The 10,519-nt window shown below is 70.2% G+C and carries 8 protein-coding genes and 1 pseudogene; 4 read left to right on the forward strand and 5 right to left on the reverse strand.

Features of this window, described 5'->3' with window-relative positions; genetic code table 11:
* Position 1 precedes the first annotated feature (1 nt).
* Both AB0O76_RS39720 and asnB read left to right on the forward strand, forming a co-directional pair.
* A complete protein-coding gene (locus AB0O76_RS39720) occupies positions 2-634 on the forward strand; it encodes a TetR/AcrR family transcriptional regulator (RefSeq protein ID WP_365501851.1) in 633 nt (210 codons plus the stop codon).
* 163 nt (positions 635-797) lie between these two features.
* Positions 798-2,639 carry an asparagine synthase (glutamine-hydrolyzing) gene (gene asnB, locus AB0O76_RS39725; protein WP_365501853.1) on the forward strand — a complete coding sequence of 614 codons (1,842 nt, stop codon included), beginning with the start codon at positions 798-800 and terminating at the stop codon, positions 2,637-2,639.
* Positions 2,640-2,648: 9 nt separating this feature from the next.
* Here the strand turns inward: asnB and AB0O76_RS39730 are convergent, their stop codons facing one another.
* A complete protein-coding gene (locus AB0O76_RS39730; protein WP_365501855.1) occupies positions 2,649-2,975 on the reverse strand; it encodes a hypothetical protein in 327 nt (108 codons plus the stop codon).
* A 405-nt stretch (positions 2,976-3,380) separates the two neighbouring features.
* On the opposite strand from AB0O76_RS39730, the pseudogene AB0O76_RS39735 reads away from it, so the two are divergent.
* Positions 3,381-3,943, forward strand: a pseudogene (locus tag AB0O76_RS39735) (FtsX-like permease family protein); the annotation flags it as partial.
* A 39-nt stretch (positions 3,944-3,982) separates the two neighbouring features.
* Here AB0O76_RS39735 and AB0O76_RS39740 read toward each other — a convergent pair.
* From AB0O76_RS39740 to AB0O76_RS39750, 3 genes are all read right to left on the reverse strand, one after another.
* Complete coding sequence (locus AB0O76_RS39740; RefSeq protein WP_365501857.1) at positions 3,983-5,512, reverse strand: alpha/beta fold hydrolase; 1,530 nt, start codon at positions 5,510-5,512, stop codon at positions 3,983-3,985.
* A gap of 193 nt (positions 5,513-5,705) precedes the next feature.
* Positions 5,706-6,968 carry a sigma-70 family RNA polymerase sigma factor gene (locus AB0O76_RS39745; protein WP_365501859.1) on the reverse strand — a complete coding sequence of 421 codons (1,263 nt, stop codon included), beginning with the start codon at positions 6,966-6,968 and terminating at the stop codon, positions 5,706-5,708.
* Positions 6,962-7,378, reverse strand: coding sequence for a YciI family protein (locus tag AB0O76_RS39750; RefSeq protein WP_365501861.1), 417 nt, complete (start codon positions 7,376-7,378; stop codon positions 6,962-6,964). Before AB0O76_RS39750 ends, AB0O76_RS39745 begins: the two co-directional genes overlap by 7 nt.
* Positions 7,379-7,515: 137 nt before the next feature.
* Between AB0O76_RS39750 and AB0O76_RS39755 the strand changes: the two genes are divergently transcribed.
* Positions 7,516-8,346: an isocitrate lyase/phosphoenolpyruvate mutase family protein gene (locus tag AB0O76_RS39755; protein ID WP_365501863.1), complete on the forward strand. Its 831-nt coding sequence runs from the start codon at positions 7,516-7,518 to the stop codon at positions 8,344-8,346.
* On the opposite strand, the gene AB0O76_RS39760 is transcribed toward AB0O76_RS39755, so the two are convergent.
* Positions 8,234-10,396 (reverse strand): MMPL family transporter, encoded by a 2,163-nt coding sequence (locus tag AB0O76_RS39760; protein WP_365501865.1) that lies wholly within the window; start codon positions 10,394-10,396, stop codon positions 8,234-8,236. The genes AB0O76_RS39755 and AB0O76_RS39760 overlap by 113 nt on opposite strands.
* Between the last annotated feature and the right edge of the window lie 123 nt (positions 10,397-10,519).

Here is a 10,519-nt window from a genome sequence, read left to right on the forward strand (position 1 = left end):
CATGGGTGAGAGTGTGAAGGCCGGTGCCGGCGTCGATGGCGCACCGCGCAGGATCGTCATGACGCCCGGCGCCCGCCGTGCGCTGGACGCCGCGAGCCGGCTGTTCTACGAACGCGGCATCCACACGGTCGGGGTGGACCTCATCGCCGCCGAGGCGGGCATCACCAAGAAGACGCTGTACGACCGGTTCGGCTCCAAGGAGCAGATCGTCGTCGAGTATCTGGCGGCCCGCGACGAGCGCTGGCGGGCTTTCCTCGCCCCGTACGTCGAGGCCGCGACCACCCCGCGGGCCAGGATCCTGGCCGTCTTCGACGCCTCGCGCGACTGGGCGGATGTGAACAGCGGCAAGGGGTGCAGCATGGTCAACGCGCACGCCGAGATCAGCGACCCCGCGCACCCCGCATATCAGGTCATCACCGGCCAGAAGGCCTGGATGCTCGCCCTGTTCACCGACCTGGCCCGCGAACTCGCCCCACGCCGGGCGGCCAGGCTCGGCCGGGCGCTCATGCTGCTGCACGAGGGCGGCCTGGTCGCGCACGGCCTGCATATCTTTCCCGACGCCATCGGCCACGCCCGTGGCGAGGCTGCGGCGCTGCTCAAGGGCGCTGCCCCGGCCGTCGACCCGGGCCGCTGAAGCCGCTGTTGGGGAAGTCTTTGCCCATGGCCGGAATGTTTCGTTCCGGAGCGTCGGCGCATTGACCGTACGCAGTCGGAGGGCACACTCTTGCCATATAGCTGCTGTCTACACCTAGTTTGTCGGGTGTGGCTCACAGGCAGCGCGAAGCAGGAGGTAGCGCATGTGTGGCATCACTGGCTGGGTCTCCTTCGACCGTGATCTGCGGACCGCGGCGGACACGCTGGACGCGATGACGGAGACGATGTCCTGCCGCGGCCCCGACGACCGCGGCACCTGGATCGAGGGACCCGCCGGACTCGGGCACCGCAGGCTCGCCGTCATCGATCTGCCCGGCGGGCGCCAGCCCATGACCGCGCGCACCCCGCGCGGCACCGTCGCCCTCGTCTACTCGGGGGAGACGTACAACTTCACCGAACTGCGCCGCGAACTGACCGGCCGCGGCCACCCGTTCACCACCGAGTCCGACACGGAAGTCGTGCTGCGCGGCTATCTGGAGTGGGGCGAGGCGGTCGCTGAACGGCTGGGCGGCATGTACGCGTTCGCGGTGTGGGACGGCCGGCACGACAAGCTCGTCATGATCCGCGACCGGATGGGCATCAAGCCCTTCTACTACTACGAGACCCCCGACGGCGTCCTGTTCGGCTCCGAGCCCAAGGCGATCCTCGCCAATCCGCTGGCCCGCGCACGCGTCGGTGCCGACGGCCTGCGGGAGATGTTCACCGTCGTCAAGACGCCAGGTCACGCCGTGTGGGACGGCATGCACGAGGTCGAACCCGGCACGGTCGTCACCGTCGACCGCGCCGGCCTCCGCCGCCACGTCTACTGGCAGTTGGAGACCCGCCCGCACCCCGACGGTCGCGAGGGGTCCATCGCCAAGGTGCGCTCGCTCCTGGAGGACATCGTGCGGCGCCAGCTCGTCTCGGACGTGCCGCGCTGCACCCTGCTCTCCGGAGGGCTCGACTCCTCGGCGATGACCGCGCTCGCCGCGCGCCAACTGGCCGAAGCGGGGATGAGCGTGCGCAGCTTCGCCGTCGACTTCGTCGGCCAGAGCGAGAACTTCGTCGCCGACGCGCTGCGCGCCACCCCGGACACGCCCTACGTGCACGACGTCGCGAAGGCGGCAGGCACCGAGCACCGCGACATCGTCCTCGACTCGCACGCCCTCGCCGACCCCGAGATCCGGGCCGCGATGATCCGGGCCCGCGATCTGCCCACGGGATTCGGGGACATGGACGCCTCGCTGTACCTCCTCTTCCGCGCCATCCGCGAACACTCCACGGTCGCGCTCTCGGGGGAGTCGGCGGACGAAGTCTTCGGCGGCTATCTGCAGTTCTTCGACGAAGAGGCCCGCGCGGCCGACACCTTCCCCTGGCTGGTGCGGTTCGCCGAGCACTTCGGCGACGACGGCGACGTACTGCGCCCGGACCTGGCCGCCGCCCTCGACCTTCCCGCGTACGTCAAGGACAGCTATGCCACGGCGGTCGCGGGCGTCCAACGCCTCGACGGGGAGAGCGACTTCGAGTACCGGATGCGGAAGATCTGCCATCTGCACCTGACCCGCTTCGTCCGTGTCCTGCTCGACCGCAAGGACCGCGCGAGCATGGCCGTCGGCCTCGAGGTACGGGTGCCGTTCTGCGACCACCGGCTCGTCGAGTACGTCTACAACACGCCCTGGTCCCTGAAGTCCTTCGACGGCAGGGAGAAGAGCCTGCTGCGGGAGGCGACGGCGGACGTCCTGCCGCGTTCCGTGTACGACAGGGTGAAGAGCCCCTATCCCTCCACCCAGGACCCGAAGTACGCCATCGCCCTCCAGGAGCACGTCAAGGACCTGCTCGCCGAGCCCGCGCACCCGGTCTTCGACCTGGTGGACCGGGAGCGCGTTGCACGGGCGGCAGGGCGTGACGTGCCGCAGATCACCCAGGCGTCGCGGCATGGCCTCGAGCGCACCCTGGACCTCGCGCTCTGGCTGGAGCTCTACACCCCGGAGATCGCGCTGTCCTGAGAGAGCGGCTCAGTGCCCCGAGCAGCTGCGGACCGTCGGCTGCGGCGGAACCTGCTCCGGGCGGGCGGGTTCCGCCGAGGTCGCCAAGGTGTCCAGGAACCGCTGGAGCGCGGGGGCGCCCCCGGGGACCCGATCCCGGCGGATCGGCGGGACGGCCGCCGGTGCGGCGGACCCCCGCCGGTTCCCCGCGCTCGGGCGGGGCGGCTCCGCGGTATCGACGGTCACGGCCCGGCGTATGAACTCATCGACCGGCAGGCCGAGTTGGCCCGCATGGCGCAGGAGCGCCGCGTACTCATCGGGCGTGAACAAGACCTGCACAGGCTTGGCACCGTTCATGAACGCATGATGACGCCCGCGGGCGCGCCACGCGGTGCGGATGGCATATTCGCGCTCGAAGGCGTGAAACAGAGCGTGGTCGGAAACCGGCCCGGAACAAGGGTGGACCCCGACCGGACGGGGGAATCGCGATCGGGGCCCACATACCGTTCAACGGTGAACCAACGATGGGTGTTCCCAGGTCGGGCGGCTGTCGCTGTGAGCTGCGTTACGTGCCGGCCGGCGAGCGGGGGGTGTCCGAGGGGGCTCCGGGGGGCGTATCCACCGCCACCCCGATCTCGGGTCGTACGCCCAATGTGCCGGGCCGCCACTGTCCGTAACTTCAGAAAGGTGACGCAGCGAGCGTCCGCCGCGAAGGGATGGTCGGCAGTGACTGGACGTTTTCGTCGTACGGGCACATCGATGCACGGCACCCTCCTGGTGTTCTTCGCCGTCGCCTCCACGCTGACGGTGAACGTACGCCGGCGCGGCGATGAGATCAGCCTGCTGCGCAGCACCGGGGCCACCCCGGCGCAGATCAAGCGGATGGTCGTCGGCGAGGCGGCGGTCGTCGCCCTGGCCGGATCGCTGCTCGCCATCGGTCCCGCGCCGCGTTCCTCGCGGTGCGCCGGGCGACCAGGGCGGCCGCCGGGGAGCGCACGCCCCGGGGCTGGGTGCGGAGCTTCGCCGGCTGCGCGGCCGTCCTGGCCGGTGCGGCGGGCGTGCTGTCCACCTTCGCCTTCGACTCGAAGGGCGCCGCGCTCATGGCGGCCCCCGCCTACATGCGGCGGCGCGCCGATCAGCTGGCCGGAGTGCTGATGCCGCTCCTCGTCTTCACCGGCATGGCGACCGCGAAGCTCTCTATGCAGGCCGTCGAGAGCGACGCGATCAAGGCATCGGGACTGGCCAAGTCCGTCGAGGACAAGAACCTGGAGACGCTGAACTTCGTGGTCGTCGGGATCATCGTGGTCTTCTCCTGCATCATGCTGAGTGGAGGGTCTCGTCCTCACGCCGGCCGCATGACCGGCTCAGTTCTCCGCGGCGGGCGCGCAACTGCTCCCGGGGCTCGGTGTCTTCCGCTCCGTGAGGTAGTCGTCCACGGCATCGCGTGTGCAGCCACTGCGGTTGTACACGCTGTGTCCGTCGCCCTCGTACGGCAGCAGGACGGTCGTCCCGCGGGTCTGGCGGTGCACGTTGGTCGCCCACGCGTAGTGGTTGGCCGGGTCGTGCATCGAATGCAGCATGAGGATCTTGGGTGCTTCGGTGATGCGGAGACGGTGCTGGGGGTTGTTCACCTCTTCGGGCCAGCCGATGCAACTGGCCACACCCGCGTGGACGCGCGGTGAGCCGCGCAGGTGCGGTGCGGCCCGCAGTTCGGCTTCGGTCAGGCGGGCGAACTCCTGGTGGCTCTTGGGGCGGAACCGCCAGTCCTGGCAGAACACGGCTTGGAACGGCTCCGCGGCCGTCTGCTGCGGGGCTGTCTGCGCGGGCTCTGCTGGAGGCTGCTGAGAACGCCGCAGTTCCTTCGCGCCCTGTGCGTCGAGCTCGGCCAGGTACGTGGCCAGTCCGTCCCGGTTGGGGCCGTAGAACGCCTTGAAGGCGAAGAGCGTGATCGCGTTCGCGTTCGCGGTGAGAGCCTGGTCGGGGTTCTCCGGATCGCGTATCTCTCCTCGGTCCGCCTTGGCGAGCAGGTCGTCCCAGACGGCGGTGACATCCCGGCCGTGCAGTGCGCAGGAGCTGGTGCGGTCGCACCACTTCACGAACTGGCGGAACGAGTCCTCCGCGGTGGCGGCGGAGGTGACGAGGAAGTCGCGGGTGCCGAGGCTGTGGTCCATGTTTGCGGTGAGCGCCATCGTCCGGATCCGGTCGCCGTACTCCTCCGCGTACTGCTCGCCGAGCAGCGTGCCGTACGAGTGACCGAAGTAGTTGATCTTCCGCTCGCCCAGTGACCTGCGGGCGGCGTCCATGTCCCGGACGACGCTCAAGGTGTCGGCATGGTCGAATAACGGGCCCGTGTGCTGTCTGCAGTCCTTGCGCAACGCGCGGTTGAATTCGGCGAGTTGACCGAACTCCGCCTGGTCCCGGGGGTAGGCGGAGGGGCGCTGGTCCAACAGCTCCTTGGAGCATTTCACCGGGTGGCTGGCGCCGACCCCGCGCGGGTCGAATCCGACGATGTCGAACTTCTCCTGCACCTCCGCACTGAAGTGGGTCTTGGCGCGCCGCACGGTGAAGTCCGCCCCGGAATCGCCCGGCCCGCCAGGGTTGACCATCAGGACGCCGATCCGGCGATCCGGGTCGGTCGCCTTGCGGCGGGCCACGGCGAGATCGAACTTCTCGCCGGCCGGGCGCGCCCAGTCGATGGGCAGCCGCAGGGTCCCGCAGTCCGCCTCGGCGTCCTGGGGGCAGGGCTTCCAGTCGATGGCGTCCAGCGCCGTCGGGCCGCGGCCGGGAGGGTCGGCGTCCGCCGCCTGCACGCCCGGCGTCGCCGCCCCGGCGAGTACGCCGGCGGCGAGCACAGCGGTCAGCGCTGCGGCGAGCGTTCTCAAGGACGGTTGCATGAAGTCCCCTCTGCCGGTCTCACGAATCTGTCGGTCTCACGAACGTTCTGGTCTCACGAGCTGGATCACGGGATGGTCCATGAACAACCGTGATCGTGAGCCTCCGGAGGCACAACCGAACGAGCCGGGAATCAGGGAGATCGCCGGGACATGGTCAGGGTTGCCCTCAGGGTGACGCCTGAGGGGTTGCCCCCTAAGTCCCCTGATTTTCCCCGGACTTGGCAGGCAGCAGCCTGGCTGCCCGCGTCTGGAGATAGTGCCGCTCAGGGATGCTGAGCGTGCGCTGGGCCGCCGACTGGTAGGCGGCGCGGGCCGCTTCGGTCTCGCCCGCCTTCTCCAGGAGATGGGCGCGCACGGCGTCGAGCCGGTGGTGGCCCGCCAACCGGTCGTCCAGTTCGGCGACTTCGGCGAGCCCGGCCCGCGGCCCGTGCACCATGGCGACGGCCACGGCCCGGCCCAGTTCGGCCATGGGCTCAGGGGCGCGGCGGACCAAAAGGTCGTAGAGGGCGAGGATCTGCGGCCAGTCGGTGTCGTCGGCGCGCTCCGCCTCGTCGTGCAGCGCCGCGATCGCCGCCTGCAGCTGATAGGCGCCCGCCGGTCCTTGGGAGAGCGCCTCCTCGACCAGCGCGGCGCCTTCCGCGATCGCCCGCCGGTCCCAGCGGGAGCGGTCCTGCTCGTCGAGCGGGACGAGTTCGCCGTGCGGTCCGGTACGGGCCGCGCTGCGGGCCTCGGTGAGCAGCATGAGCGCGAGCAGGCCGGTCACCGCGCCCTCCGCCGGCAGCAGGGTGCGCACGGACCGGGTCAGCCGGATCGCCTCGCGGGCCAGGTCGGAGCGGTGCAGGGCGCTGCCGGATGTCGCGGTGTAGCCCTCGTTGAAGATGAGGTAGAGCACCTGGAGCACCACGGCGAGCCGCTGATCCCGGTCGTCGGGGCCCGGCTGGCGAAACGGCACTCCCTTGATCTTCGCCTTGGCCCTGCTGATCCGCTGGGCCATGGTCGCCTCCGGCACCAGATGGGCGCGGGCGATCTCGGCCGTGGTCAGACCGCCGACGGCGCGCAGCGTCAGCGCGACCTGTGCGGCCGGGCTCAGACCGGGGTGGCAGCAGAGGAAGAGCAGGGTGAGGGTGTCGTCCCCGGAAGGCGCACGGCTCTCGCCGGGCGCGGGCGTGCTGAACGCGTCCCGCGGGGTGAGCTGTGCGTCCGCCTCCTCGCGCCGACGCCGGGCCTCGTCGGCGCGCAGCTGGTCCATGAGCCGCCGCGACGCGACCCGGATCAGCCAGCCGCGCGGGTTGTCCGGCACACCCTCGTCGGGCCACTGCCGTGCCGCGGCGAGCAGCGCCTCCTGCACCGCGTCCTCGGCCTCGGTGAAGTGGCCGTTGCGGCGTACGAGCGCGCCGAGGACCTGCGGCGCGTGCAGGCGCAGCAGGTCCTCGGTGTCGGATGTGCCGTTCAGCACGCGTCGTCGGGGCCGCCCATGATGGGGCGGATCACCACGGGGTAGTGCGGCGCGCCCTGGGGAATCGGGCAGGTCTGGATTCGGTTGGCGATCTCCGTGACCCGGTCGAGGCTCTCGCAGTCCAGGACCCAGTACCCGGCGAGCACCTCTTTCGTCTCGCCGTAGGGACCGTCCGTGATGACCGGGCGGCCGTCCTTGTCCACGTCGACCAGGCGGGTCTGCGCGGGCTCTGCCAGGCCCTGCCCGTCGACCATCTCGCCGGACTCGGCCAGATCGTCATTGAGCGCGCCCATGAAGGCGAACATCGCCTGCAGGTCCTTCTCGCTCCAGCCCGGGCTTGTCGCGGTCGCCTTGCCGCTCTGCGCTTCGTAGTCGGCCTGCGTGCCCTGAACCATCACCAGGTACTTCATGATGTCGCTCCTCGGCTGTGGGGTGCCGCCCCTTGTGGGCGACTTTCACAGGGGACGTCGGAGCCGACAACCCGTTCTCGACATTACGCCGAAAGAATCTTGAGGCCACCTGAGGCGAGGGGCATTACCGTCCACCCATGACGTACGCAGACCGATCCGCCCAGTTCCGCGCCCTGCACCGGACAGGACGCCCCCTGCTGCTGCCCAACGCCTGGGACCACGCCTCCGCGGCCGCGCTCGCCCACAGCGGCTTCGCGGCGATCGGCACCACCAGCCTCGGTGTGGCGTCCGCCGCCGGAAAGGCGGACGCCACGGGCGACACGCGCGAGGAGACCCTGAGCCTGGCCCGCGGCCTGGCCCGGCTGCCCGCGCTGATCACCGTCGACATCGAGGGCGGCTTCGGCGAGCGCCCGGCCGACGTGGCACAGCTCGCGGCCGACCTGGCCAAGGCCGGCGTGGTCGGCGTGAACATCGAGGACGGCCGCCCGGACGGCACCCTCACGGACACCACCACCCAATGCGACCTGATCCGTGCCATCAAGGAGCGGGTCCCCGACCTCTTCGTCAACGCGCGCACGGACACGTACTGGCTGGGCGCCGGGGAAGAGGGGGAGACCGAGCTCCGGGCCGCCGCCTACCAACAGGCGGGCGCCGACGGCCTGTTCGTCCCCGCCCTCCAAGACGAGAAGACCATCGCGGCCCTGACCGCCACCTTCGACCTGCCCCTCAACATCCTCTACGCCCCCGGCCGCCTCACTTATAACGACCTCACAGACCTGGGCGTACGCCGAGTCAGCACCGGCTCACTCCTCTTCCGCGCATCCCTCCACGCGGTCGTCACCACGGCCCAGGCGGTCACGCGGGGCGACGCGCTGCCGGAGGGCCTGCCTTCGTACGCAGAGGCGGCGGCTCTCTTTGGGCCGGAGTCTCGTCCCCGTGGCCCGGCCACCATGCCGCGTGGCCGATGAGGGCTGTCAGGGCGGGGGTGAAGATCATCGCCATGACGAACGCGGCGATCAGGATGCCGAAGGAGAGGGAGAAGCCCATCTGGGACAGGGTCGAGTTGCCCGCGAGCATCAGGGTCGCGAACGTACCCGCGAGGATCACGCCCGCCGACCCGATCGTCGGGCCCGAGTGGCGCACCGCCGTGCCCGCCGCGTCGTGCGGGGTGCGGCCCTCGCGGGCCTCCTCGCGCAGGCGCGACACCATCAGGATGTTGTAGTCCGTGCCCAGCGCCACCACGAAGAGATACATGATCACCGGCAGCATGAACATCAACCCCGGCTGGCTGCCGATCTGTTGGAAGAGCAGTGACGTCGCGCCCAGGGTCGCGCCGAAGCCGAGTGCCACGGACAGCATCAGGTACCAGGGCGCCACGAGGCTGCGCAGGAGCAGGCCGAGGATGACCATGATGGCCAGGGCCGCCACCGGGAAGACCACCGAGTAGTCGCGGTCCACCGCCTTGTTGATGTCGACGTACACCGCCGTCGTGCCGCCCACCAGAGCTTCGGTGCCCGCCGGTGCGTCGTCGTGGGCGGTAGGGCGCAGGCGGTCCTTGACCGTCTCGAGGGCCGCGTCGGAGGCCGGTGGATCGGAGAGGATCACGGAGTACGAGGCCGTCGTGCCGTCTGTGCTCGTGCGCGGTGCCGAGACTTCGCCCACGCCCTGGACATCGGCCAGTTGGCCGCGGAAGGCGGCCGCCCGCGCCGCGGGCAGCGGGCCGTCGTCCATGGCGGTGAGGTAGACGAAGGTGGGGTCGGTGGTGCCCGCGGGGAAGCCCTTCTGGAGGTTCTTCAGGGCGACCATCGACTCCTTGTCCTTGGGGAGTGAGGAGCCCGCCAGGTCGAAGTTGGCCCTGTAGCCGAGGGCACCGAGTGTCAGTGCGCCCATGAACACCGCCGACACCAGGGCCCAGACAGCGGGTTTGCGGGCGATGGACGCGCCGAGCCGCGCGAACCCCGTGCCCTGCGGCTCCCGCTGCCACGACTTCGACGGCCAGAAGACCTTCGTGCCAAGGAGCGACACCACGGCCGGGACGAGGGTGAGTCCGGCGAGCAGCGTCACGAACACGGCGATGGCAAGCGCCGGGCCCATCGAGCGCAGCATGCCCAGGGACGACAGCGTCAGCGCTGCGAACGCGACGACGACGGCGCCCGCCGCCGAAGTGATCGCCTCACCGACCCGCTCGACGGCATGCACCATGCCGCCCTTGGGATCCTCGCCCGCCCGCAGCGCTTCCCGGTAGCGGAAGAGCAGGAAGAGGATGTAGTCCGTGCCCACGCCGAACAGGACGACGGTCAGGAGTTCCTGGATGGAGGAGTCCGCCTTCATGTCGAAGGCCTTGTTGGCGGACGCGATCAGGCCCGTCGCCATCGGCGAGATGAGGCCGATGAGGACCACCGGAAGCAGCGCGATGATCGGGCTCCGGAAGATCACCAGGAGCAGCACGATGATGATGACGATCGTGCCGGCACCGACGAGCAGCCCGGCCTTCTCCGACGCGTCGCGCTCGTCCAGGGCCTGGGCGGCTGAGCCGGTGATGCCGGCCGACAGGTCCGTGCCCTTCAGTTCCGTCTTGAGGTCGGAGCGCAGGTCGTCGACCGCGTCCTGCTGTGCCGTGTCCTCGGGGTCGGTGAGCTTCGGCATCGCGACGACGGAGGTCTGTACGAGCTTGTTCGGCGAGACCGCGCCGGGCACGACCGCCTGCACCTCGGGGATCTTCTGCGCCTGCAGGTCCTTGGAGATGCGGGCGACGTCCGCGGAGTCGCCCGCCGTCAGCTTCCCGCCGTCCGAGCGCTGGAAGACGATGACCGCGCCGACGTGTCGCTGCTCGGGGAACTCCTGCTCCTGCACGTCGGCGGCGCGGATGGATTCGTAGTGGTCCGGCAGGAAGCTCGCCTCGTCGCTGCTGGAGGTGAGTTTCGGCGCCAGAGAGATCACGGCCCCGGCCACCACCACCCACGCCAGGATGATCCACCACGGGCGTCGGACCACGAATCGGCCCAGGCCAGAGAACATCGGCTCCTGCCTCCCTCGCCCCCGAGGCGTAACAGAGAGTTCTGACCAAGGATCTTCCGAACCGGGTTGCCCCGCCCCAATAAACGGAACGCACAAAAAGGCGGGGAAACCCGGGGGGTCAAA

Origin of the sequence: Streptomyces sp. NPDC086554 (genome assembly GCF_040686095.1) — a bacterium.
Classification (GTDB): Bacteria; Actinomycetota; Actinomycetes; order Streptomycetales; family Streptomycetaceae; genus Streptomyces.